Origin of the sequence: Arthrobacter sp. DNA4 (assembly GCF_024362385.1) — a bacterium.
GTDB lineage: Bacteria > Actinomycetota > Actinomycetes > Actinomycetales > Micrococcaceae > Arthrobacter.
Map to the genome: position 1 here is coordinate 606,627 of NZ_CP101466.1, position 23,824 is coordinate 630,450.

At 66.7% G+C, this 23,824-nt stretch carries 23 protein-coding genes and 1 pseudogene; 10 read left to right on the plus strand and 14 right to left on the minus strand.

Annotation, left to right across the window (positions count from 1 at the left end):
• The 3 genes from NMQ03_RS02960 to NMQ03_RS02970 form a co-directional block, all read right to left on the minus strand.
• Entirely contained in the window at positions 1–903 is a 903-nt protein-coding gene (locus tag NMQ03_RS02960) for an ABC transporter permease (RefSeq protein WP_255174317.1), read from the minus strand.
• Entirely contained in the window at positions 903–1,952 is a 1,050-nt protein-coding gene (locus NMQ03_RS02965) for an aliphatic sulfonate ABC transporter substrate-binding protein (protein WP_255174318.1), read from the minus strand. Before NMQ03_RS02965 ends, NMQ03_RS02960 begins: the two co-directional genes overlap by 1 nt.
• A 137-nt stretch (positions 1,953–2,089) precedes the next feature.
• Positions 2,090–2,905 carry an ABC transporter ATP-binding protein gene (locus NMQ03_RS02970; RefSeq protein WP_255174319.1) on the minus strand — a complete coding sequence of 272 codons (816 nt, stop codon included), beginning with the start codon at positions 2,903–2,905 and terminating at the stop codon, positions 2,090–2,092.
• A 317-nt stretch (positions 2,906–3,222) separates the two neighbouring features.
• Between NMQ03_RS02970 and NMQ03_RS02975 the strand changes: the two genes are divergently transcribed.
• Positions 3,223–3,648, plus strand: coding sequence for a CoA-binding protein (locus NMQ03_RS02975; RefSeq protein WP_255174320.1), 426 nt, complete (start codon positions 3,223–3,225; stop codon positions 3,646–3,648).
• 24 nt (positions 3,649–3,672) lie between these two features.
• On the opposite strand, the gene NMQ03_RS02980 is transcribed toward NMQ03_RS02975, so the two are convergent.
• Positions 3,673–4,707 (minus strand): isopenicillin N synthase family oxygenase, encoded by a 1,035-nt coding sequence (locus NMQ03_RS02980; protein ID WP_255174321.1) that lies wholly within the window; start codon positions 4,705–4,707, stop codon positions 3,673–3,675.
• Between the two features lie 45 nt (positions 4,708–4,752).
• Here NMQ03_RS02980 and NMQ03_RS02985 point away from each other — a divergent pair, with 45 nt between their 5' ends.
• The 5 genes and pseudogenes from NMQ03_RS02985 (at position 4,753) to NMQ03_RS03005 (ending at position 7,388) form a co-directional block, all read left to right on the plus strand.
• Positions 4,753–5,166: an MmcQ/YjbR family DNA-binding protein gene (locus NMQ03_RS02985; protein WP_255174322.1), complete on the plus strand. Its 414-nt coding sequence runs from the start codon at positions 4,753–4,755 to the stop codon at positions 5,164–5,166.
• The gene (locus tag NMQ03_RS02990) at positions 5,159–5,707 is read left to right on the plus strand and encodes a DUF1990 family protein (RefSeq protein ID WP_255174323.1); all 549 of its coding nucleotides are present in this window, start codon (positions 5,159–5,161) and stop codon (positions 5,705–5,707) included. The genes NMQ03_RS02985 and NMQ03_RS02990 overlap by 8 nt, the downstream gene beginning before the upstream one ends.
• Complete coding sequence (locus tag NMQ03_RS02995; RefSeq protein WP_255174324.1) at positions 5,704–6,024, plus strand: putative quinol monooxygenase; 321 nt, start codon at positions 5,704–5,706, stop codon at positions 6,022–6,024. Before NMQ03_RS02990 ends, NMQ03_RS02995 begins: the two co-directional genes overlap by 4 nt.
• A 15-nt stretch (positions 6,025–6,039) precedes the next feature.
• Positions 6,040–6,328: pseudogene (locus NMQ03_RS03000) on the plus strand (DUF503 domain-containing protein).
• Between the two features lie 283 nt (positions 6,329–6,611).
• Positions 6,612–7,388 carry a hypothetical protein gene (locus NMQ03_RS03005; RefSeq protein ID WP_255174325.1) on the plus strand — a complete coding sequence of 259 codons (777 nt, stop codon included), beginning with the start codon at positions 6,612–6,614 and terminating at the stop codon, positions 7,386–7,388.
• 80 nt (positions 7,389–7,468) lie between these two features.
• On the opposite strand, the gene purL is transcribed toward NMQ03_RS03005, so the two are convergent.
• The 3 genes from purL to purS are packed head-to-tail and all read right to left on the minus strand — an operon-like array spanning position 7,469 to position 10,801.
• The gene (gene purL, locus NMQ03_RS03010) at positions 7,469–9,778 is read right to left on the minus strand and encodes a phosphoribosylformylglycinamidine synthase subunit PurL (RefSeq protein WP_255174326.1); all 2,310 of its coding nucleotides are present in this window, start codon (positions 9,776–9,778) and stop codon (positions 7,469–7,471) included.
• Positions 9,775–10,548, minus strand: coding sequence for a phosphoribosylformylglycinamidine synthase subunit PurQ (purQ, locus tag NMQ03_RS03015; protein WP_255174327.1), 774 nt, complete (start codon positions 10,546–10,548; stop codon positions 9,775–9,777). The genes purL and purQ overlap by 4 nt, the downstream gene beginning before the upstream one ends.
• Before the next feature lies 1 nt (position 10,549).
• Positions 10,550–10,801, minus strand: coding sequence for a phosphoribosylformylglycinamidine synthase subunit PurS (gene purS, locus NMQ03_RS03020; protein ID WP_015935902.1), 252 nt, complete (start codon positions 10,799–10,801; stop codon positions 10,550–10,552).
• Positions 10,802–11,070: 269 nt separating this feature from the next.
• Here purS and NMQ03_RS03025 point away from each other — a divergent pair, with 269 nt between their 5' ends.
• Together NMQ03_RS03025 and NMQ03_RS03030 are read left to right on the plus strand one after the other, a co-directional pair.
• Complete coding sequence (locus NMQ03_RS03025; RefSeq protein WP_159633506.1) at positions 11,071–11,256, plus strand: hypothetical protein; 186 nt, start codon at positions 11,071–11,073, stop codon at positions 11,254–11,256.
• A 249-nt stretch (positions 11,257–11,505) separates the two neighbouring features.
• A complete protein-coding gene (locus tag NMQ03_RS03030) occupies positions 11,506–14,637 on the plus strand; it encodes a S8 family serine peptidase (protein WP_255174328.1) in 3,132 nt (1,043 codons plus the stop codon).
• An 89-nt stretch (positions 14,638–14,726) separates the two neighbouring features.
• Here the strand turns inward: NMQ03_RS03030 and NMQ03_RS03035 are convergent, their stop codons facing one another.
• The 4 genes from NMQ03_RS03035 to NMQ03_RS03050 all read right to left on the minus strand — a co-directional run bounded on the left by NMQ03_RS03035 (position 14,727) and on the right by NMQ03_RS03050 (position 17,090).
• The gene (locus tag NMQ03_RS03035; RefSeq protein ID WP_255174329.1) at positions 14,727–15,059 is read right to left on the minus strand and encodes a serine protease inhibitor; all 333 of its coding nucleotides are present in this window, start codon (positions 15,057–15,059) and stop codon (positions 14,727–14,729) included.
• Entirely contained in the window at positions 15,056–15,961 is a 906-nt protein-coding gene (locus NMQ03_RS03040; RefSeq protein ID WP_255175523.1) for a 3-methyladenine DNA glycosylase, read from the minus strand. The genes NMQ03_RS03035 and NMQ03_RS03040 overlap by 4 nt, the downstream gene beginning before the upstream one ends.
• A gap of 4 nt (positions 15,962–15,965) precedes the next feature.
• Positions 15,966–16,541: a serine protease inhibitor gene (locus tag NMQ03_RS03045; protein WP_255174330.1), complete on the minus strand. Its 576-nt coding sequence runs from the start codon at positions 16,539–16,541 to the stop codon at positions 15,966–15,968.
• A 75-nt stretch (positions 16,542–16,616) separates the two neighbouring features.
• On the minus strand, positions 16,617–17,090 hold the full coding sequence (locus NMQ03_RS03050; RefSeq protein WP_255174331.1) for a MarR family winged helix-turn-helix transcriptional regulator: 474 nt from the start codon (positions 17,088–17,090) through the stop codon (positions 16,617–16,619).
• A gap of 78 nt (positions 17,091–17,168) precedes the next feature.
• Here NMQ03_RS03050 and NMQ03_RS03055 point away from each other — a divergent pair, with 78 nt between their 5' ends.
• Complete coding sequence (locus NMQ03_RS03055; RefSeq protein WP_255174332.1) at positions 17,169–17,405, plus strand: hypothetical protein; 237 nt, start codon at positions 17,169–17,171, stop codon at positions 17,403–17,405.
• A gap of 117 nt (positions 17,406–17,522) precedes the next feature.
• Entirely contained in the window at positions 17,523–17,738 is a 216-nt protein-coding gene (locus NMQ03_RS03060; protein WP_159633488.1) for a hypothetical protein, read from the plus strand.
• An 82-nt stretch (positions 17,739–17,820) separates the two neighbouring features.
• Here NMQ03_RS03060 and NMQ03_RS03065 read toward each other — a convergent pair whose 3' ends face one another.
• From NMQ03_RS03065 to NMQ03_RS03075, 3 genes are all read right to left on the minus strand, one after another.
• On the minus strand, positions 17,821–19,179 hold the full coding sequence (locus tag NMQ03_RS03065; RefSeq protein ID WP_224024744.1) for an aspartate kinase: 1,359 nt from the start codon (positions 19,177–19,179) through the stop codon (positions 17,821–17,823).
• A 221-nt stretch (positions 19,180–19,400) separates the two neighbouring features.
• Positions 19,401–20,000, minus strand: coding sequence for a recombination mediator RecR (gene recR, locus NMQ03_RS03070; RefSeq protein WP_141158226.1), 600 nt, complete (start codon positions 19,998–20,000; stop codon positions 19,401–19,403).
• 73 nt (positions 20,001–20,073) lie between these two features.
• Positions 20,074–23,820, minus strand: coding sequence for a DNA polymerase III subunit gamma and tau (locus NMQ03_RS03075; protein WP_255175524.1), 3,747 nt, complete (start codon positions 23,818–23,820; stop codon positions 20,074–20,076).
• Positions 23,821–23,824 lie beyond the last annotated feature (4 nt).

Here is a 23,824-nt window from a genome sequence, read left to right on the forward strand (position 1 = left end):
TCACGCCCATCGTTTCACCGCCCATTTTTCAGCCAGGCCCAGCAGGGCATCGGTAATTTTTCCAATAACGGCCAGCATCACGATGGCCAGGAGCAGACGGTCGGTACGGCCGTTGTTCTGCGAATCGATCAACAGGAAGCCCAGGCCCATGGAGGAGGCGATCAGCTCAGCGGCCACCAGGAACAGCCAGGCCTGGGCGAGTGCCAGGCGGAGGCCGGAGAACACAGCGGGGACCACCGCGGGAAGCTGCACGGTGGTCAGCAGCCGCACACCCTTCAGGCCGAAAGCGCGGGCGGCTTCCACCAGGTTCCGGTCCACGTGGCGCAGCGCCAGGGACACGGTGGTGAATACCGGGAAGAACGCGCCGATGATGATGAGGGTGACCTTGGAGTCCTCGCCGATCTTCATCCACAGGATCAGCAGCGGCACCCAGGCGAGCGACGGCACCGCGCGCAGTGCGCCGATGGTGGGTGCCAGCAGGGCGTCGGCCAGTTTGGACAGGCCCACTGTGGCGCCCAGGACCAGACCCAGGACCGCTCCCACCAGGAACCCGATGAGGACCCGCTGGGTGGAGATGGCGATGTGGGTGCCCAGCTCGCCGCGTTCCACGAGCTCGCCGGCAGCAGCCAGCACCATGGCGGGCGGTGGCAGCTGGACCACGGTGAACATACCGTTCGTGGAGGCCACCTGCCATGCTGCCAGCAGCGCAACGGGAATGATGAGGCCAAGGGGCAGACGCGCCCAGTTCCTGGAACGGACTCCGGCGGGAGACCATCCCGGTGCCGGAGCGGATGCCGTAGCGGCGCCCGTCTGGGCGGCGTCTGCCGCGGTTGCGGCGGCGGCTGCAGCACGCCCGTCCGCAACACTGCCGCTGGTGGTCTTCGGCTCTCCTGGGTAGCTCATCAGGAGGCCTTGATGGCTGACGGATCAGCCTTCTTCACCAGCGAGTCGTCGAGAAGGGAGCCCACGGCGTCGTCAATCTGCTTCTGCGTTTTGACGTCACCTGTTTCCACAAAGGTGGGGCCGATCTTCTCCAATACTTTGCGCTGCGCGTCACCAGGCACCGGGTCCACGTCCAGGTTGCTTCGCTCCAGGACCACGGTCTTGGCCACGGCGAGGTCCAGTCCGGCTACGTCGGCCAGGATCTGGGCGGTCTGGTCCGGGTTCTGCGCCGCCCAGGCGCGCGCCTTTTCATAGGCGTTCACCACGGCCTGGGCCAGCTCAGGTTTGTTCTTGAGGAACGATTCGGTGGCGTTCAGGAAGCCGTAGGTGTTGAAGTCCAGGTTGCGGTAGAACAGCTTGGCACCCTTCTGCTCCGCCCCGGCCATGATGGGGTCCAGCCCGGACCAGGCCTGGACCGAGCCGTTTTCCAGGGCGGTGCGGCCGTCCGCGTGCTGCAGGTTCTGGACGGTCACGTCACCGGGCTTGAGGCCGGCCTGCTCGAGTGCCTGGAGCAGGAAGAAATAGGGGTCGGTGCCCTTGGTGGCGGCCACGGACTTGCCCTTGAGGTCGGCCACGGAGGTGATGTCCGAGCCGGCGGGTGCCACCAGGGCCGCCCACTCGGGCTGGGAATAGATGTCGATGGTCTTGATTTCCGAGCCGTTGGCCCGGGCCAGCAGCGCTGCGGATCCGGCGGTGGAACCCACGTCGATGGCGCCGGAGCGGAGGGCTTCGTTGGCTTTGTTGGAGCCCGCGGACTGCACCCAGTTCACGGTGACGCCCTGGTCCTTGAGGCTGGCCTCGAGCCAGCCCTGCTTCTTGATGACCAGGCTCAGCGGGTTGTAGGTGGCGAAGTCGATGTTGAGCGTTCCGCCCTTGCTGCTGCCGGCCGCCGCCGCGCTGCCGGAGGAGCCTTCCCCGGCGACGCAGCCGGTGAGTGCCAGGACCGCGGAGGCAGCAAGGGCTGCTGCGCCAAGGACTGAACGGCGGGTGATGGGCAATGCGTGCGGCATGGGTTTCCTTTGGAAGCGGGTGATGGAACGGTGCGGAGAAGGGGTGGGCGGCCGGGTGCCGGGGAAGGGAGCGTGAAGTACGACGACGGCAGGCGCCAACCGGGGCCGGTGGCGGTCCCGGAGGTGTCAGGGGGCGCTTAGTGCCCGTCGACGCCCAGCGTCGCCAGCAGCGAACTGCGCATGAGCGCGAGTTCGGCGGAGGCACGCTCGCGCGGCCGTCTGCCGGGCACCTCGATGGTCCTGACGATGGTGGCGCCTGGGCCTGCCGCATCAGGGCCAAGGACGATGATGCGGTCGGCGAGCTGAAGGGCTTCGTCAACGTCGTGGGTCACCAGCAGGACGGTGGTGGGCTCTTCCCGGTGGATGTCCAGGAGCAGGTCCTGCATCTTGATGCGGGTGAGGGCGTCCAGCGCGCCGAAGGGTTCGTCGAGCAGCAGGACGCCGGGGTTCCGGGCCAGGGCCCGGGCAAGCGACGTGCGCTGCGCCATGCCGCCGGAGACCTCACGGGGACGGTGTTTGGCGAAGTCCTGGAGCCCCACGAGTTCCAGGAGCCGCGCCACCTTGGCTTTGCCTTCTTTCGCGCTGGTTCCGGCAGGCAGTCCGATGGCGACGTTGGCCTGCAGGGTGTGCCAGGGAAGCAGCCGGGGCTCCTGGAAGGCGAAGGCGCACCGGGGATCGATGCCGTGCACGGGGGTGTCCTCGATGACCACCGACCCCGCGCTTGGATAATCCAGGCCGGCGGTGGCGCGCAGGAGGGTGGACTTTCCGCAACCGGAGGGTCCCAGGATGGCCAGCACCTCGCCCGCTGCCACATCGAAGGTCACGTCCCGCAGGACGGTGTGGGCAGCGGAACCGGTACCGAATGTGCGGCGCAGGCCCCGGAAGGACACCGGAAGGGCTGGGGCGTGGGCGGTGCCCGCCCCGGCAGGCAGGGGCGATAAAACTGCGGTCATAGGATCACTCCATCGGTCCTGGCAGTAGCACCCTACGGAGCCAGCCGTCCGGAGTGGTCAGTTCCGGATACCCGCGGCTGCGGTCCTTGCTATCGCCGGGGCGTTGGGGCGCGTCCGGCGACCAGGGTTGCTGCGGCGTCATCGATCCAGGTCTCTCGGCCGCTCGGGATGGTCAAAGACCACTACACAGCAATGAATCGGCGAGAGCAAACTCTCGCGTGCGCCGCGTAATATTCGTTCACGCGGCCGTCTGCAAGGGCAGATCGTTCTTTTATTCGACGCTCTACGAGTCCGGGCATGGCGCGTAGGCTGATCCCATGGGCCACACGAACGATCCTGCAGTCATTGAACGCCTCATGCGAACCAAGGGCCGCTGGGCCATCGTCGGCCTCACCACCAATGAGTGGCGCGCAGCCTACGATGTTTCGCTCTTTATCCGCGACAAGCTTGGCATGGACATCATTCCCGTCAACCTGCCCGGCGATGCTGTCCACGGCGAAACCGGGTACCCAACCCTGGCCGACATCCCGGCGGAAAAGCAGCCCATCGACGTCGTGGATTGCTTTGTGAATTCGCAGAAGGTGGGCAGCGTGGTTGACCAGGCCATAGCCGTGGGGGCCAAAGCGGTGTGGCTGCAGCTGGGCGTCATCGATGAAGCGGCGGCGGAGCGCGCCGAGGCGGCCGGCCTCGATGTGGTGATGAACGCCTGCCCGGCGCAGCTCGCCTGGAAGTACAAGCTGTAGCGCTTCAGCGGCCCCGGCACTTCATCAGCTGCGGCCCTGCATCAAGTGGGGATAATGCCGCTCTGTAACGTCAGGGTGCGCGCGCATACGGCCTTTGAGCATGTTCAGGCCGAAGGAAGCCAGCAGCGGGTTGGCGGGATCGTCCGTGATGCCGCGGGCCGCCGCCTTCAGCCCGGGAGCCAGCGGAACCGGTTCGATGACTGCATCGAGCCGGGGCGACCAGAAGAACGGTACCGAGTAGCGGTCCACACCCGGCGGCGGGGCCTGGACGCGGTGGATGGTGGCGGCGAGGTATCCCTCCGTGGCTACTTCCAGCATCTCGCCAAGGTTCACCACCAGGGCTCCGGGAAGGGGCTCCACGGGCAACCACTGGCTGGTGCCGGGCGGCAGTACTTCCAGGCCGCCCACGCCGTCCTGGAGCAGGAGGGTCACGAACCCGTAGTCGGCGTGCGAACCGACGCCCTGGTCACCGGCGGCTTCCACCACGCCGCCCACGTAGTGCACCAGCTTGCCCATCCACGCCGGGGTGTCCTGGAACGGTTCATCGAAGTAGTCCTCCGGCAGCTGCAGCGACACCGCGATGGCCCGCAGCAGCTCCATCCCTACCTCCGACATGAGTTCGGCCCATTCCATGGCGGCAGGCCTAAGCCCGGGGAACGCTTCGTCCGGCCAGAGGTTGGGCCCCTGCAGCAGCCAGAAGGGCTGGTCCTCCGGATAGTCCTTCACCGGCTCACGTTCCGGGGAGTAGTCGATCTGCTCCCTCGCGTCCGCCCGGCCCTGGGTCACTTCGGTGCCCATCCGGGTGTAGCCGCGGAAGTGCGGGGACAGCCGGTTGTCCAGCTTCATCCGTTCCTCAAGCGGCAGGCTGAAGAAGCGCCTGAGGAGGTCCAGCAGCTCTTCTGCCTGGCCAGGGCGGCCTCCGTAGCCGGTGATTTGGAAAAAGCCCACATCGTGGGTGGCATGCCGCAGCTGCTCGATGAACTCCGGGCTGAAGGGCCCGTAGGGCTGCCGTGCGGTACTCAGATCCAGAACAGGTATGGCTCCCTGGTCGCGTGACATCCTCGCAGACTAGCACCGTGCAGGCCTGCTTTATAGGCTTCCTTCATGGACCCAAACGCGCTGCGGACGATCTGCCTTTCGTTTCCGGGAGCCTACGAGGATTTTCCGTTCGGACCGGAAACATCGGTCTTCAAGGTCCGGGCCCACATTGCCGGCGGCACCCGCCATGAGGCCAAGCTGTTTGCCCTGTCATCCATGGATGAGGACGACTTCTACGTGAACCTGAAGTGCGAACCGGCGCTCGCGGTGCAGCTGCGGGCGGTGCACCCGGCGATTACCGGTGCGTGGCACATGAACAAGACCCACTGGAATGGTGTCCGCCTTGACGGTTCGCTGCCGGACACGATGATCAGGGACATGGTGGAGGACTCCTACGACCTTGTGGTGTCAGGCTTGAGTCGGAAGCAGCAGGAACAACTGGGGTGGGCCCGCCTCGGGAAGGAAGGCAGCATTGACTGACAAAGCAGCGGCCAGGCTGGACTACCCGGGAGTCGGAGGCACGGAACAAGGCACCGCTCCCGAGGGGTACGGCCGTGTCCTGGAGGAGGCGCGGCTGGGGACCGGACTGGACGTTTACCGTCGCGTGGCGAACGGCATCCTCGCCTGGGAGCTGCAGCGGCGGGCGGGGCTGCACGTCCGCGCAGACTCGCCGAAGGCTGTCCCCGGCGCACGCGTGGTGAGCGGATTCGGCGTCGGGCCCTTCCGCCTGCCGGCCCCCTGCCAGGTGGTGTGGGTCCATGAGCCGACGCCGGACGGTGTTCCGCAATCGGCGGGTTTTGGCTACGGGACGCTGCCCGGACACCCTGCCCGCGGGGAAGAATCCTTTGAAGTGGAGATTAACAACAAGGGGGAGGTGTGGCTGCGGATCCGGGCGTTCAGCAGGCCTGCCAACTGGTTCTACGCGGCCGTCGGCGTGGTCACCCGTGCGGCGCAGCGCTACGTTACTTCCCGGTACATTGAAGGGGCACGCAGTCTCGCCGCGGAAGGAAAATCCCAGTGATCTTTATTGTCGTCAAGTTCAAGGTCAAGCCCGAGTGGTCCGAGCGCTGGCCTGCCCTCGTGGCGGACTTCACCGAAGCCACCCGGAAGGAATCCGGCAACCTCTGGTTCGACTGGTCCCGCAGCCTGGACGACCCCAACGAATACGTCCTGGTGGAGGCCTTCAAGGACGACGCCGCCGGCGACCACGTCAACAGCGACCACTTCAAGAAGGCCATGGCGGACATGCCGCAGGCCCTCGCCGAAACGCCAAGGATCGTCAGCCGACAGCTCGACGGCGATGGCTGGGACCGGATGGGCGAGCTCACCATCGACTAGGGGAGGTCCGGAGCCATGTGGATTGGCTGGATCGAGTTCGACATCCTCCTTGGCGACGTGCACAGCCTGAAGGAGAAACGGTCAGTCGTCAGACCGCTCCTGGCCGAGCTCAAACGCCGCTTTGAGGTGTCGGTCGCCGAGGTGGGGGATCACAGCCAGTACCGGCGCACGCAGCTCGGCGTCGGCCTGGTGGCAGCGGACCGGCCACACCTCATGGAGGTGCTTGCCGCCGTCGAACGCTTTGTGGCGGCCCGAGATCGAGCTGCTCAGCGCCCGCCAGCGCGAGCTCCACAGCGAGGACTGACCCCGCCGATTGCTGAGTAAACGCCCTTTTGGCGCCTCAAAAGGGCGTTTACGGAGCAGTCGATGGAGGATGTGGATAACTTCTGCGGACATGCGGCTCCTTCTGCTCTGATGTAGCAATGAAGACTGCACGTCCGCTTCCTGAAGTACTTGAGGGCAGGCCCTTCACTGCGGCTGAGGCGGCAAGGGCGGGGGTCTCAGCCAAGCGCTTGAGGCATCGTTCCCTCAGCAGGCTTGGTAAGGGCATCAGAGCAGACGGCCCGACGGCGGAGCTTGCGTTGGCCATGCGGGTGCGGCCCTTCATCGAAGTCAACGAGCTGTGTGCTGCCTCGCACGTTACGGCCGCGGAGCTTCATTCGCTGCCGCAGCGGCGCCGGGACGACGCCTTCGACGCTTTCCACCTCATCCGTCCCGAGGGCGCAGCCCACCTGGACCGGCCCCACGTCATCGTGCACCGCATGAAGCTGTACGGGGACGAAGTCGCAACGATGGACGGGATTCCGGTGACAACGCCGGAGCGGACGTGGCTCGACATGGCGGAGCTGCTGTCCATCGATGAAATCGTGGCCATGGGGGATGCCTGCGTTCGCGTTCCGCGCCTCGAATTCGAGGGCCGAAGCATGCCGCTGTGCAGCATGTGGGATCTGCAGCGGACGATTGACAGGCACCGGGGAAAGCGGGGACTCCGGAAGGCCAAGGAGGCCCTGGAACTCATCCGCGTCGGATCGGATTCGGCCCAGGAAACCATGCTCCGGCTCGCGATTGTCCGCGCGGGCCTGCCCGAACCCGAGCTGAACGTCCCGATCATCACTGAGGACGGCGTCAGGCACCATCAGCCGGACCTGTCCTACCGCAAATACAAGATCGGAATCGAGTACGAGGGCGACCACCACGGCGAGGACAGCCAGATCGCCAGGGACATCACACGCTCCGAACGGTACGCCGCGTTGGGGTGGACTGAGGTCAGGATCTCCAAACGCCACATGGTCAACGATGCGAAACCGGCCGCGGCCAAAGTCCTTGTTGCTTTGGCCCAGGCCGGCTGGCGAAGGGGTTCTTAAAAACGATTGCTCCGCAACCGCCGTTTTGAGGGTTCAAAAGGGCGGTTACGGAGCAGTCGACGGGTGGGTGCCGGTGGAGACTAGCCGAAGTACTTGGGCAGGGTTCCCTCGTGGGCTTCGCGGAGGGCGTCAAGGGAGAGGCTCTCCACGCCGTTGATCTCCAGCTTGCCACTGGCAGCGTCCACTACGCCGATGCGCGTGTGCGCGAAGCCGCGGGCGGTGCACATGTCGGTGAAGCGGACTTCCTCGGACCGCGGGACGCCCACAATGGCGCGGCCCTGGGACTCGGAGAAGAGCGCCGTGAACAGGTCCACGCCGTCCCGGTCCATGATGTCCTGCAACGCGATCCGGGCGCCCACGCCGTAGCGCAGCGAGGACTCAACCAGCGCAGCCGCGAGGCCGCCCTCGGAGAGATCGTGCGCGGAGTCGATCATGCCGTCGCGCGAAGCGTTGATCAGGATCTCGCCCAGGGCGCGTTCTGCCTCAAGGTCAACCTTGGGCGGCTGCCCGCCCAGGTGGCCGCGCATGTTGGCCCACTCGGAACCGTCCAGCTCGGCGCCTGTGGTGCCCAGCATGTAGATGGCCTGGCCATCTTCACGCCAGCCCGACGGCGTGCGGCGCGCGACGTCGTCGAGCTTGCCCAGGACTGCCACCACGGGGGAGGGGTGGATGGGCGTGGTGCCCGTCTGGTTGTACAGCGAGACATTGCCGCCGGTGACCGGGATGCCCAGCACCATGCAGGCGTCGGACAGGCCGCGGATGGCCTCTGCCAGCTGCCACATGACGTCCGGATCCTCCGGGGAACCGAAGTTCAGGCAGTCGCTGACGGCCATGGGAATGGCGCCCGCGGTGGCGACGTTGCGGTAGGCCTCGGCCAGTGCCAGCTGCGCGCCGTGGTACGGGTCCAGGTAGGTGTAGCGGCCGTTGGCGTCGGTGGCCAGGGCCACGCCCAGGCCGGATTCCTCGTCAACGCGGACCACGCCGGCGTCGTCGGGGAACGCCATGGAGGTGTTGCCGCCCACGTACCGGTCGTACTGGTTGGTGATCCAGGACTTGGAGCACATGTTCGGCGACGCCACGAGCTCAGTCACGGCCGCAGCCAGCTCAGCCGGAGCGGCCGGGCGGCCGGCATCCTGCACCGAACCGGTGAAGGTGTCAGCCTGGACGGAATCCTGCCACTCGGGACGGGCGAACGGGCGGTCGTAGACCGGGCCGTCGTGCGCCACGGTGCGGGGATCGACGTCGACAATCACGTCGCCTTCCCAGGTGATGATGAGGCGGCCGGTGTCGGTGACCTCGCCCAGCCAGGAGTACTCCACGGCCCACTTGTCCATGACGGCCTCGAACGCTTCCACGTTCTCCGGGGTGACCACGGCCATCATGCGTTCCTGCGACTCGGACATCAGGATTTCGCCCGGGGTCAACGTGGGGTCGCGCAGCAGGACGGAGGTCAGCTCAACCTGCATGCCGCCGTCGCCATTGGAGGCGAGCTCGGACGTGGCGCAGGAGATGCCCGCCGCGCCAAGGTCCTGGATGCCTTCCACCAGGGAGCCCTTGAACAGCTCCAGGCAGCACTCGATGAGGACCTTCTCCGCGAAGGGGTCGCCCACCTGCACCGCGGGGCGCTTGGAGGGCTTGGTGTCGTCAAACGACTCGGAGGCGAGCACGGACGCGCCGCCGATGCCGTCGCCGCCGGTGCGTGCACCGAACAGGACCACCTTGTTGCCCTTGCCGGAGGCGTTGGCCAGGCGGATGTCCTCGTGGCGCATGACGCCCACGGCGAGGGCATTGACCAGCGGGTTGCCCTGGTAGACGGAGTCGAACACCATCTCGCCGCCGATGTTGGGCAGGCCCAGGGAGTTGCCGTAGCCGCCGATGCCGGCCACGGCGCCGTGCATCACGCGCGCGGTGTCCGGGTGGTCGATGGCGCCGAAGCGCAGCGGATCCATCACGGCCACCGGGCGGGCACCCATGGAGATGATGTCGCGGACAATGCCGCCGATGCCGGTCGCGGCACCCTGGTAGGGCTCAACGAACGACGGCGAGTTGTGCGATTCGATCTTGAAGGTCACGGCCCAGCCGTCCCCCAGGTTGGTCACGCCGGCGTTTTCGCCGATGCCCACCAGCATGTCCTTCTTCATTTCCTCGGTGACCTTCTGGCCGAACTGGCGCAGGTGGTTCTTAGAGGACTTGTAGGAGCAGTGCTCGCTCCACATGACGGAGTACATGGCCAGCTCGGCGCCGGTGGGGCGGCGGCCCAGGACCTTGACGATCTCATCGAACTCGTTCTGCTTCAGGCCCAGCTCGGCCCAGGGCAGCTCGGTGTCCGGAGTCTTTGCAGCGTTCTCGACGGTGTCGATGTTGAACTTCTTGGTGGTTTCGGTGGTCACTTGTCGCCTCCCACAATCTTGTTCAGTACGGAGGTGAAGAAACCGAGTCCGTCGGTGTCGGACCCGCCGATGCCGTCCAGCGACTCGGGGCCGAAGCCCGGTTCCACGGCGTGCTCCGGGTGCGGCATGAGTCCTACCACGTTGCCTGCGGCGTTCGAGATACCGGCGATGTCGCGGCGCGAGCCGTTCGGGTTGAAGCCCACGTAGCGGAAGACGACGCGGCCCTCGGCCTCAAGGGCGTCCAGGGTTTTTTCGTCGGCGATGTACTGGCCGTCCTGGTTCTTCAGCGGGATGGTGATCTCCTGGCCCGCCTGGTAGTCCAGGGTCCACGCCGTGTTGGTGTTTTCGACCCGCAGTACCTGGTCGCGGCACAGGAACTTGAGGTGGTCGTTCTTGATCATCGATCCGGGCAGCAGGTGCGACTCGGTGAGGATCTGGAAGCCGTTGCAGATGCCCAGGACGGGCAGCTTGGCGTCGGAGTTCGCGGCGTCGATGATTTTGGACATCAGCGGCGCGAAGCGGGCAATGGCGCCGGCACGGAGGTAGTCACCGTAGGAGAAACCGCCGGGGATGACCACAGCGTCCACGTCGCCGAGCCCGGTGTCGCCGTGCCAGAGTTCGACGGCGGTGGCACCGGCCAGGCGCACGGCGCGGGCGGCGTCCCGGTCGTCAAGGGTGCCGGGGAAGGTAACGACGCCGATCCGGGCGCCGGCAAGGCGCGGCTCCGCCGCGACGGCCACAGCCTCGCCAATCAGGGGAAGTTCAGTCATCTCAGGCCTCGACGACCTCGACGTTGACGACGTCCTCGATCACCGGGTTGGACAGGAGGGTTTCGGCGGCGTCGCGGGCCTGGGCCAGGATTTCCTCCGTCACCTCGCCGTCGACCGTCAGTTCGAAACGCTTGCCCTGGCGGACAGAGCTGAAGCTGGTGAAGCCCAGCCGGGGGAGAGCGCCAACGATTGCCTTCCCCTGCGGGTCCAGAATCTCGGGCTTGGGCATGACGTCAACAACGATCCGGGGCATCCGGCAACTCCTGTGCGTGAGCTTGGGTAAGGGCGCAGCGGAGTGGTGCCGTCTCACGCCGTACCGGGGTGTCGGGGACAAAGGGTCACCTGCGTTGGTTCACCATGAGGTCGGGCGCTCCGCGAGCTTGCTTTACCATTCTACCGGCCCGGGCGCATCCCTTTGAATCGCGGGGTTCCGTGCGGCGGAGCCGCGCAAAACTCCGGGGCCGCAGGGCCGTTCTTTGGCAGGTTCTGGAGTTGCCGGGAGGCCTTCACTAGGATTGCTGGATGGCTGAGAATTCGAAGTCCGTGCTGTTGCCGGTGGTTGCCGCTGCCGTGTTCGCCGGTCTGGGCCGGATGGTGTTCCAGAAGGTGAAAGCGGACCGGCTGGCCCGCGAGACCCGGGTTGCCGGACCCGTGGATGAAAAGACCAGGCAATGGATCAGTGATGTGGTGCGCACTCCCCGGCAGTAGCGCGGGCAGGCTTCCTCCGCTCCTTGCAGGGCGTCCTTCGGGGCGCCCTTTTTTAGTTCCCTAATCCTTCAGGGGTCCCCGTATGACAAGCGAAATTTTCCTGAATGTGCCCTATGTCATATCGCGCTATCAGTCTGTACTCTGTGAACAGTCTGGTCGCGGCAAATTACAAAACTTGTAATTCCCTCTGCAGTGCCAGTCATTGGGGCGCCCACCAAGTATGGGCCGCACATCGTGAAAGGGTTGCACGTGAAATCAACTGGAAAGAGCCCTTCGCGGGCTGGGGGACTCCGGAAGGCGGCCGCGCTGGCCGTCGGGCTGCCCCTGATCCTGAGCTCGCTGGCCGTGGCTCCCGCTTCGGCGGCGCCTGGCGTCCAAGGCCCGGGAAATGTTTCCTCCAGCGCAAAGGACAGTCAGTTCAAGGACGGCCGGTACATCGTGGTACTCGCCGGCCCGGCCGCCGCGGCATACGAAGGGGGAGCTGCAGGGCTTGGTGCGACCAAGCCCCAGCTGGGCAGGAAGCTCGACGCCGGCAGTCCCAACTACAAGGCGTACGACGCCCACCTGCGCAACCAGCAGCGGGACGTTGCAGCGGCCCAGGGCGTCACCCCCGCCAAGCAGTACACCGCAGCCCTTAACGGGTTCACAGCGGAACTGACCGCGGTGCAGGCCGCCGCACTGTCCAAGGACAGCAGGGTCCTGGCCGTGGCACCGGACGTCGAGAACAATCCCGACTACACCACCACCGACTTCCTCAAGCTCACCGGCCCCGACGGCGCCTGGGCCCAGCAGTTCGGCGGCGAAGCCAAAGCCGGCAAAGGCGTCGTGGTGGGCGTCATCGACTCCGGCTACGCACCGGACAACCCCTTCCTCCAGGGCGAACCGCTGAAGCCGCTGCAGGGCGACCCTCAGGTCGGCGTTCCCTACCGCACCGCTGACGGCAGGATTGCCATGCTCAAGGCGGACGGCACCACCTTCGAGGGCGAATGCCAAAAAGGCCAGGGGACCGGGGCATCCTTTGACGGATCCCTCTGCAATTCCAAGGTCATCGGCGCCCGCTATTTCGCGGATTCCTTCCTTCAGTACGTGCCCCCGGCAGAGCGTGCCCCGGAAGAGCAGATCTCCCCGGTGGACGTGGGCAGCCACGGCACGCACACCGCCACCACGGCCGCCGGCAACGCCAACATCGAACAGGTGATCGACGGAGCCAGCTTCGGAAAGAGCTCCGGCATAGCCCCGGCCGCCAAGGTATCGGTCTACAAGGTCTGCTGGGAGGACACCAACCCGGACACCGGCGGCTGCTACTCCTCGGCGTCGGTTGAGGCCGTGGACGCAGCCATCAAGGACGGCGTCGACGTCCTGAACTATTCCATTTCGGGCAACAACAACAGCACTACCGACCCCGTGGCACTGGCATTCCTGAACGCTGCGGCCGCCGGGATCTTTGTCTCGGCCTCCGCGGGAAACTCCGGCCCCACGGCCTCCACGGTGAACCACGCGTCCCCGTGGCTGACCACGGTTGCTGCGTCCACCTTCCCCAGTGACCTGCTGGGAACCGTCAAGGTGTCCGACGTGTCGCTGTACCGCGGCGCGTCGATCATGAAGTCGGAAGTGGCGGACAAGCCCGTTGTCGTGGCTGCTGCTGCCGCGGCCCCCGGAGCGGCCAACCCCAACCTCTGCGGTCCGGGAACCCTTGACGCCGGCAAAGTGGTAAGCAAGGTAGTCGTCTGTGACCGCGGCGTGGTGGACCGGACCGCCAAGAGCCAGGAAGTCCTGGCCAAGGGCGGCGTGGGCATGATCCTGGTCAACCTCACCAGCAGCTCCGAGGACGCCGACAACCACGTCATTCCCACCGTCCACGTCAACGCCCCCAAGAGCCTGGAACTGAAATCCAAGCTGGAAGCCAACCCGGCGCTGACCGTCAGCCTGGTCAAGGGCGACCTGACCGGCCTGCCCCCGGCAGCCGCACCCCAGATCGCCGGCTTCTCATCCCGCGGACCCACCCTGGCATCCGGCGGTGACCTGCTGAAGCCGGACATCTCTGCCCCCGGCGTGAACGTCCTGGCCGGCGTCTCCACCATCGGCAACCACGGCGCCCAGTTCGGATTCATGTCCGGTACCTCCATGGCAGCCCCGCACATCTCCGGTTTCGGCGCCCTGGTGCTGGGCAAGCAGCCCAAATGGACCCCCGCCAGGGTGAAGTCCGCCATGATGACCACCGCCTATCCGCTGGTCAACGCCGACGGCACCCCCAACACGGATCCCTTCCAGGGCGGCGCCGGTCACATCGACTCCACCCGGGTGCTTGATCCCGGACTGGTCTACGACTCCGGCATCCAGGACTGGCTTGGCTTCCTGAACGGACAAGGGGTGCAGACCGGAGCGCCACAGGCAGGCACCATTGCTGCCCGCGACCTCAACCTGCCCTCGATCGCCCTGGGCAGCCTGGTTGGAGAGGTCCAGGTGAAGCGCAAGGTGACCGCCCTGGTGCCTGGCATGTACCGTCCCGAGGTAAACATGCCGGGCTTCAACGTCAACGTCGAACCCAAGGCCCTGAACTTCGCCAAGGCCGGCCAGACCCGTGACGTAACCCTGACCATCCGGAACGTCAGCGCGCCAATGGGCAAATTCAGCACCGGAAGCCTCACCTGGAAGGGTCCCCGGACGGTGACGTCACCAATCGCCATCCGTCCCGTCGACGCCCAGATCGCCCCGTCCTTCTCCTTCAGCTCGGCTACGGGCACCGGCAGCGGCGCCATGGAACTTGTCTCCGGCTCGGACAACCCCATCGCCGTAGGCGTGGAAGGGCTGGCGCCGCTGGGCCAGACCGCCATCACCAAGACCCCGGGCGCGTATGCCCCGACGAATGATGCGCACAACGCCCTGGTCCAGGTAAACGTGCCGGCCGGCACGTCGTTTGCCCGGCTCGGCATCCAGGCGCAGTCGAACGACGTCGACTGGGACATGGTGGTTTACGCGCCGAACGGAGCGGGTGGCCTCACGGCCACCCAGGTGGCAACGGCATCCGCCAGTGAGTTCCTGGACCTGGAATCACCCCGTCCCGGAACCTACTACGTGGTGGCCAACCTGTACGCCACACCTGACAACGGCCCCGCCACTGCCTCCGTCCAGGCCGTGACATTTGCGGGGGACGCGGGCAATCTCACCGTGAACCCGAACCCCATCGTGGCGCCGAACGGAACCGCCACCTCGGCGACGCTGAACTGGACCGGCCTTGCTGAGGGTTCCTACCTCTCACGGTTGAGCCTTGGCAGCAACGGCATCAAGACGTGGGTGAACGTGCAGGTGGGACCGGGCTCCGCGCCCGCCCCGACTGGCGCTCCCCAGCTTGGCCTGGCGCAGGCGGTACCCGCCACCTGACCGGGAAGACATGGGGGGAGGTCCCGGGTGGTCGTCAGGCTACCCGGGACCTTTTTCGTTCCGGCCGCTTTCGTTCCTGCCGCAGGAAGCTACGTGGCCGTCCCGCCCAGCAGGGGGCCCATGGCCTTCCAGCGTGCGATTTCGCAGCCGTCGGTACGGGAGAAGGTCGATTGGACGGCACGCCCACGGTACATACCCGTGACCACGGCAACCTGCGGGCCCCCGTACTGCTGCGTGCACAGTTTGGGCGGCCCCGGCTTGGGGAAAAAGATGTCTTCGCCGAACCGCTCCACGGCGGCAAGGGCCGCCACGGGCTCGGGCAGGGTGGTCCCGGCAGCCGGGTGCCCGTCCTTTGATACCAGCCGGAACACGTGTTCGGGAGCGTCGGGGTGGTCACGGATGCTGATGGTCAGGTCTATCACCGTGGCGCTCCTTCCGCGATGACCCCGAGTTCCGCTGCCAGCCGTTCGCGCAGGGTACCCGCTTCCGCTGCGAAAGAGCGTTGGTGCTCAACATAGGCGGCCTTGCCATGGGGCGTCTCAATGGGGATGGCGGGATACCCCCAGTCGGCCAGGTCGTACGGCGATGCCTGCATGTCCATAGCCCTGATCCGCCAGGACAGTTCGAAGCAGTCCATCACCAGCTCGCTGGGCAACGCCGGCAGCAGTTTGTAGGCCCATTTGTAGAGGTCCATGTTGGCATGGAGGCATCCCGGCTGCTCCATGTGCCGCTGCGATTCCCGGCTGGGTGAATGCTCGTTGAGCGGGATGGCGTCCGGGGTGTAGAACCGGAACGCGTCGAAGTGGGTGCAGCGGATCCTGTTGTCCTCCACCACCTTGTCCGTACCGGCCGCACCCAGCCGCAGCTGCAGGTATTCATGGCGGAGGTCGAACTTGTCCTGGCGGTAGACCATGGCCCACTCGTGCAGGCCGAAGCAGCCAAACTGCGCCGGCCGGGCGGCGGTCCCGCGGAGGATGATGCCGGCGAAGGCCACTGCATCCCTGCGGTCGGCCAAAAAGGCGTGCCGGTCGAAGGTGACCGCGGTGCTTCCTGCAGGCAGCCCCAGGGAGGCAAGCTCGCCGTCGTCGAGCGTCCGGTAATGCTTCCAGCCGAGCCGCCCGGCTGCCTGGGCGCCGGTGAGGACGTCGCCGGCACCCGGGTGCCAGCGCTTCAGCTGGCCGGGTTTCTGGGTGTAGTAGGTGAAGAGGAAGTCCTCCACCGGGTGTTTCTGTCCCGTGGACCGCCGGGCCAGGTATGGATCGGCATAGCGGCTGACGCGCTGCAGGTGGGCCTCTTCCCTTGCCTGCGCACTGTCCGCCGCCAGGAGCTTAAGAGGCTCCACCGGATGCGCCCAATACGTCCTTGGCAGCGTCCCATGTGCTGATCTCGCATCCGTTGGTCCGCGAAAACTTTGAATCCACGGCGATGCCGTCCACCATGCCCGTGACGGCGGCCGTCTGGGGGCCGCCATACTGCTGGGTGCAGGGCTGCGCGGTTCCCGGTGCGGCCGGAGCCGCGATGGCCGGATTGGCTTTCAGGGCCGCGCAAGCGGCAGCTGCGTTGGGATGGCTGCTTTCCGCGGCCGTCTCGCCTGAGGAGCAGACCAGGGTGTAGTTGACTTCGGGCGCGCCCGGGGACGGCACCAGGGTGATGGCGAGTTCAGCGTTCCCCTGCCCCGGGCCATTGCCAGGCCGTGACGTGGCGGGCGCAGGAGCCGGCACTGACGTTTCGGTGTCGGGGGAGGGGGCTGCGGAGCCCGCGGGAGAGCTTCCCGGGGCCGTGGAGGTTGAAGCGGTGGAAGGCGCTGTTGCCGTGGACGTGCCGCTGTCAGGAGTGCCGCTGCAACCGGAGATCAGCCCAGCGCCGACCGCCAGGAATGCCGCGAGCATCCGAAATTTCCGCATCAGGCCACCTCTCCTTCGTCCAGTAATTCTAGTCGCTTGGCGTACGGCGGCAGGTTTCCGTTTGGCCGCAATCATTCACTGGGAGGTGGCGGCGATTAGTCCCATCATTGACGCGTGCAGTTCGGTGACCTGCCCGCGGGTCAACCCCAGACGCTCCATCATGGTCCCCGGCACCTGGAGCGCCTGCTCCCGCAGGGCGGCGCCTTTGGGTGTCAGTTCGACGGCGAGGGCGCGCTCATTGCCGTCCGCACGGCGCCGGGTGATGAGTTCCGCTGCTTCCAGCCGGCGCAGAAGCGGGGAGATGGTGGCCGGTTCCTGGGCCAGGGCTTCACTGATGTTCCGGACAGTGCGGGGGCTGTCTTCCCACAGGCAGAGCATTACCAGGTACTGCGGGTGGGTGAGGTTGAGCTTCTCGAGCACGGGCTTGTAGGCGCCCACCACGCTGCGGGCAGCCACGGTAAGCGCAAAGCAGAGCTGATGCTCGAGCAGCAGGTCTTCCTCGTGGGCTGACTCGGTTTCTTTTGAGTCCGTTGCCGCTGTGGCAGTCATTGGTCCTCCGATTGTTAGTGCACTAATGATTAGTGTACATTGGCGTTAGGTTGGGTAGTGAGTGGAAGGAACCTCTTCATGGGCAGGTCCGCGGACAAGGGCAACGCCTCCCAGCGCTTCATGCGCGCCACCGGGAAGTTGAGGGCCGTATTCGGTCCCGCCAGCCGCACCGCGCTGGCGCATGACATGACGGACGAGAACCGCCGCCTGCTGGCCCAGCGCCAGGCGGAGACCCAACAGTGGGAGACCATCACCAGGCCGGACGGCAGCACCTATGTAGTGCCGCGGAATCCTGAAGACCGCTCCCTGCGGTAGCGATTCCTTCGCTTTACGCCGGAGCCTTTTCCGCGTCCCGGGCATAAAATGGGGGCACTGGCCCCTGCCGGGGCCGGCTGCACTTTCGCCCGATGGTCGGGAAGGGGGTGGAAAACAGTGGCACATGTCCTTACCAGTTTCATGGGCCTGACTGACAGGCTGCGCTTCGTCTTTGGTCCTGCCACCCGACTGGACGCCGACGCGCCCGTGGTGCACAAACACGACGAATTCGAGCAGGCCTCCGAAGAGGACCTTTCGCATTTCGTGGTGGAAACCGACTCAACCGGCCACCACTACGCGGTACGCCGCGAAGATTTGGAACGCGAAACCTGATTCATCCTGGTGCTTCCAGAGACAGAAAAGCCGGGCTGCCTTCTCCTTTTGGGGAAAGGGCAGCCCGGCTTTTCGTTGGCGATCAGCGGCCGGTGCCGCCGTATACCGTCGCTTCGCTTTCGGTGTCGAGCCCGAATGCCTTGTGGATGACCCGCACGGCCTCGTCCAGCAGATCGGCGTGCGTGACCACCGAGATGCGGATTTCCGAGGTGGAGATCATGTTGATGTTGATGCCGGCGTCGGAGAGTGCCTTAAAGAACGTGGCGGAGACACCGGGGTGGGACCGCATGCCGGCGCCGATCAGGGACAGCTTGCCGATCTGCTCGTTGTATTCGATGGCCTCGAAACCGATCTGGTCCTGCGCGGCGTGAAGGGCGGCCAGGGCATCGGCGCCTTCAACGATGGGCAGGGTGAAGGAGATGTCGGTCTTGCCCGTGCCGTGGGTGGACACGTTCTGGACGATCATGTCGATGTTCGAGTGCGCGTCGGCGATGACCTGGAAGATTGCGGCGGCCTTGCCGGGGATGTCGGGGACGCCGACTACGGTGACCTTCGCTTCGGAACGGTCATGCGCAACGCCGGAGATGATTGGCTGCTCCAAGGCAACTCCCTCTTGAGTGGTGATCTTGTCGTCGGCGCTGGGGATGACCCAGGTGCCTTCATGCTGGCTGAATGAGGAGCGGACGTGGAGCGGGACGCCGAAGCGGCGGGCATATTCCACGCAGCGCAGGTGGAGGATCTTGGCGCCGGAGGCCGCGAGTTCCAGCATCTCCTCGCTGGAGATCGTGTCGATTTTCTGGGCTGACGGGACCACGCGCGGATCGGCGGTGAAGATGCCGTCCACGTCGGTGTAGATCTCGCAGACATCCGCTTCGAGGGCTGCCGCGAGTGCCACGGCCGTGGTGTCGGAACCGCCGCGGCCCAGCGTGGTGATTTCGTTGGTGGCCCGGGTCATGCCCTGGAAGCCTGCCACGATGGCGATGTTGCCCTTGTCCAGGGCGGTGCGGATGCGGTGGGGGTCGACGTCGATGATCCGCGCCTTGCCGTGGATGCCGTCGGTAATCATGCCGGCCTGGGACCCGGTGAAGGACTGGGCGGAGGCGCCGAGCTTGTTGATGGCCATGGCCAGCAGCGCCATGGAAATGCGCTCGCCGGCGGACAGGAGCATGTCCATTTCGCGGGCGGGGGCGGAGTCGGTCACCTGTGCGGCGAGGTCCAGGAGCTCGTCGGTAGTGTCGCCCATTGCCGAGACGACCACCACGACCTCGTTGCCGGCCTGCTGGGCATCAACGACGCGCTTTGCAACGCGCTTGATGCCGTCAGCGTCCGCGACGGAGGAGCCGCCGAACTTCTGCACAATGAGTTGTTTGGTCACCGCGCCGGAGGCGGGTGCCGCCAGCGGCTGTGTTGCGTTGTGCACTTCGGTGGTGGGCGTACTCATGCGCGTACCTTCATCGGATCAATTGGAGTTCTGGAGGCCAGGCAGCCTGACGCTGGACGGCGCGGCTTTCCTCCACAGTTTATCGCCGCCCCCGGAGGGACGTTGAATTGTGACCACATTCCGGCCATGGGGTGCCGCGCCAGCCGCGGACAGGGCTGTGGACAGGGCCGCGGCACGTCCGGCCCGGCGAGGAGTACGACGGCGGGAGGCCGCCGGGTGCCTCAGCCCAGGGCGTTCCGGCGTCCTTCGAAGGCGCGGCCCAACGTGACCTCGTCGGCATACTCCAGGTCGCCGCCCACGGGAAGCCCGGAGGCAAGGCGGGTCACTGCGATGCCGATCGTCTTAAGCATCCGGGCCAGGTAGGTGGCCGTTGCCTCACCCTCCAGGTTGGGGTCGGTGGCGATGATGACTTCCTGGATCTCACCGTCGTTAAGCCGGGTGAGCAGTTCGCGGATCCGCAGCTGCTCCGGTCCCACACCCGCGATGGGATTGATGGCCCCGCCCAGCACATGGTACCGGCCACGGAATGAACGGGTGCGCTCCACCGCCAGGACGTCCTTTGACTCCTCCACGACGCAGATCACGGCGGGGTCGCGGCGGGGATCGCGGCAGATGTTGCACAGCTCCTGCTCCGTGACGTTGCCGCAGACGGTGCAGAACTTCACCCGTTCCTTGACGGTGGTGATGGCCTCAACCAGCCGCTTCATGTCCTGGGGGTCGGCTTCAAGAATGTGGAATGCCAGCCGCTGTGCGGACTTGGGCCCCACGCCCGGAAGGCGTCCAAGCTCATCGATCAGCTCCTGGACAGCACCTTCGTACACGTTTCCCTCTTTAGCTTGGTGTGAATAGCGGATGGATCAGTCAGATGGCAATGCCCGGCGGCAGGCCGGGCCGTCAATAGCGTGGCGTAACCGGGCTTCCGTCCAGGGACCGCTCCTCGATCAGTTTCCCGCCCAGGATGCGTTCGACGGCGGCCCGGCCGAAGACACCTGACTCCTCGATGGTTTCATCGTCGGCGCTTGGTATGTCCTGGACGTAGGCACTCGGGGCGGCGGCGGCCCTGGCAGGCGCCTTGGCGCGTCCTGCCTCAGCTTCGGGGCTGTTGGACAGCCGCTGGTACAGGCTTTGCCGCGTTTCCGTTCGTCCGGCCGCCGGTGCAGAAGTCCCTGCAGAAGCCGGCGCGGCATTTCCTGGCTGTGGCCGGGAGGGTACGGCCGGTGCCTGCGTAACGGAGGCATGCGCCACCGCCGCCTGTGCACCCGGTGCCTGGGAAGCGGTTGCCTGTGTAACCGGTGCCTGAGCAACAGTGGCCTGGGCAGCGGAAGCATGTGTGACCGGTGCAGGTGCGGCGGCCGCCATGGCGAATTCGGGTACCGGAGCGTGGTCCGGGGACTGGGCCTGGTACGCACCCGCAGCCGGCTCCGTCCGGCCGGAGCCGAAAACTGCCCCCGCGGCCCAGTCTGGCCCCGCTGCCGCAGCAGCCGTGGCCGTCGAGGCCACGGGAATGGAGGGCGGCACCTGGGCGGTTGCGGGCTCGTAATGGGGGACGGCGGCGGACGCCCCAATGTTGTCATTCGCGGATGCAGGTGTTGGCTTGGCGCCGACGTTGCTCTTGTCTCCCACTACCCATATGCCGGGTGCCTGTTCCACGGCCCGGGTCCAGGGATCATGGGCGGCACCAGCATGCTGGGAAGCCGGTTGGCCAGCGGGTTGGGAAGCGGTGCTAGAGCCTGGCCCGCCGGGCGCAGTCCCCTGGGGGCGCGCGGCAGCTGCAGGGTGGGCGCCGTCTGCCGCCTGGTCGATGCCAGTGGCAGGGGAGGGTGGTGCCGTCCGGTTGCCCGGACGGGCGGAGGGCTCCCAGTCCATGGGGGGTTCCTCATCCAGCGGGGGAGCGTCCTCATCCCGCGGCGGTCCCCAATCGTCATCAGAGTAGGAGTAGTCGCCTCCGGCAGGCGGGTACGCGGGGTGTGCGGAATTCGTGCCGGAGGTGTCGGCAGCGGTTCCTGCAGCCCGGGCGCTGGCACCGGCGGTGGCACTGGGGCCAGACCCCGCAGGATCCATGCCGTGGTTGCCCCGCGCGTTGGCGTCGGCCGCCGGGCGTGCCCCCGGAGAGGTGGCAGCCGGAGAGGTTGCGCCCGGAGAGGTGGCACCTGCAGGGGCGGCCGTGGGTGCGGCCGAAGGGCTTGCGGCGACAGCGGAACTTCCCGAACTGCCGTAAGGGGCGGTGCTTCGCGCGGCGGGGGTGCTGCCGGCAGCGGCCGGGCTTCCGGAACTACCGCTCAGCGGCATTCCGGTGCCCGCCGCTGCTGCGGGTACGTGAACCGCTGGGGATGCCTGGGCTGGGGCTGGGGCTGGGGCTTGGGCCGGAGCAGGAGCCAGGCCCCAGGCAACGTCAGCTGAGGTGGCCGGAACCACCGGGCTGGCGGGAACTTTTGGGTTTGGCTCAGAGCTCGCTTGGCTGGCGCCGCCGGCAACCGCCTGGATCTGGCAGTCGATGCCGACGGTCTTGTGGATGGCCTGGCGCAGGTTGTCCGAATGGTCCGCCCTGCCGAAGGCGCCGGCAAGCCCGGACGTGGTGAAGGACAGGGTCAGGACACTGCCGTCGAACGCCTGGACCTGCGCATTGGGTTCAACGAGGGCCCAGGTGCTGCGCTTGATTTTGGACAGTGCCTGCAGGACATCCGGCCAGGCCCTGCGAAGGACCTCCACGTCGCCCATGGCCGGGGGGTTGGCTGGGGCGGACCCGCCGGGTGCTTGGTGATGCGCTGCGGGAGCCTGATGGACAGGGGCCTGCGGTCCTGGCACCTGCTGGCCTGGCATTTGAGCGCCGGGGGAGTTGCTGCCGGGCCCGTGGGTGGCAGGCACCTGGTCGCTTTGGGCCTGCGGCCGGTCCGGGACGCGGGGCGCAGCGGACTGGCTGGGCGCTGGCCGGTCTTCCTGTCCCCGCGGCGCTGCATTGTCGTGGCCCTGCGGCGCTGAGTTGTCCTGGCCCTGCGGCACTGCCTTGTTTTGCGGCGCTGAAGAGGCCCGCTCGGCGGGGTTGATGGTCCCCGCGCCTGCGGCAGAACCTTGGGAGCCCTGTGGTGTCCGGGGCCGGGACGGTTCCTCGACGGGCCAGTCGCTGGTGCTGACCCGAGGTGGTGTCAGGGGACTGCGGGCGCCGTCAGAGGCGGGAGCACCCTGTCCGTCCCCGGAACCGGGCATAGCGGGAGCCGCCGGTCCGGCCTGGGCCGACGCGGATTGGGCAGGGGCAGCCTGGGCTGCGGAAGAGTGGGCCGCAGCAGTATTGGCAGAAGGCTCCGGGGCGGCCGAGTCGTGCGCGCGCTGGGAATCCAGCGGGGAACCGGCGGGAGTGGCAGCTGGTGCCGTTGGCTGGACTGCCGCCGCTGGTACCTCCGCCGATGCCGGCGTAACCGTGGCGGGAGCGCCGACGTCGTTTCCGGCGTAGTTCAACCGCCGTTCCACCCGGTCGATCCGGGCTGCCATGCCGCGCTCATTCTGTTCAGCGCTGGGCAGCAGGATCCGGGCGCACAGAAGTTCCAGGTGCAGCCGGGGGGACGTGGCCCCGGTCATTTCGGTCAGGGCCGTGTTGGTAACATCAGCGGCCCGGGAAAGCTCCGCCGCGCCAAGGTTATGGGCCTGGTTCTGCAGCCGCGCGATCTGGTCCTCCGGCATCCCGCGCAGGATGGCGTGGGCGCTCTCGGGCATGGCCTGCACGATGATCAGGTCGCGGAAGCGCTCCAACAGGTCCTCTACAAACCGGCGGGGATCGTGGCCGGTCTGGATGACCCGGTCCACCGCGCGGAAAACGGTGGCGGCATCGGAAGCAGCCACGGCTTCCACGACGTCGTCCAGCAGTGAAGCGTGGGTGTAGCCGAGCAGGGCCACGGCGAGCTCATAGTCCAGCCCGTTGGGTCCGGCGCCTGCCATGAGCTGGTCCAGGACGGAGAGCGAATCGCGGACGGAGCCGCCGCCGGCGCGGATGACCAGAGACAGGACGCCAGGGGCGACAGGAACGTTTTCCTGGCGGCACAGGAGCTCCAGGTACGCCATCAGGGGCTCAGGCGGCACCAGCCGGAACGGGTAGTGGTGCGTCCGGGAACGGATGGTTCCAATGACCTTGTCCGGCTCCGTGGTGGCGAAGATGAACTTGATGTGTTCCGGCGGCTCTTCCACGATCTTCAGCAGGGCGTTGAACCCGGCGGAGGTGACCATGTGGGCTTCGTCGATGATGAAGATCTTGTAGCGGTCCCGCACCGGGGCGTAGGTGGCGCGCTCGCGGAGGTCCCTGGCGTCGTCAACACCGCCATGGCTCGCGGCGTCAATCTCGATGACATCAAGGGAACCTGAACCGCCACGGGCCAGTTCAACGCAACTGGGGCAGGTCCCGCAGGGGGTGTCCGTGGGCCCTTGGGCGCAGTTAAGGCAGCGGGCCAGGATGCGGGCGGACGTGGTCTTGCCGCAGCCCCTGGGGCCGGAGAAAAGGTAGGCGTGGTTGACGCGGTTTTTCCGCAAAGCCGTCATCAGCGGCTCGGTGACATGCTCCTGGCCAATAACGTCAGCGAACGAGTCGGGACGGTATCTGCGGTACAGGGCGGTAGTAACTGTCACAGAGAAAACCCTACCAATCCGGGCTGACATCATG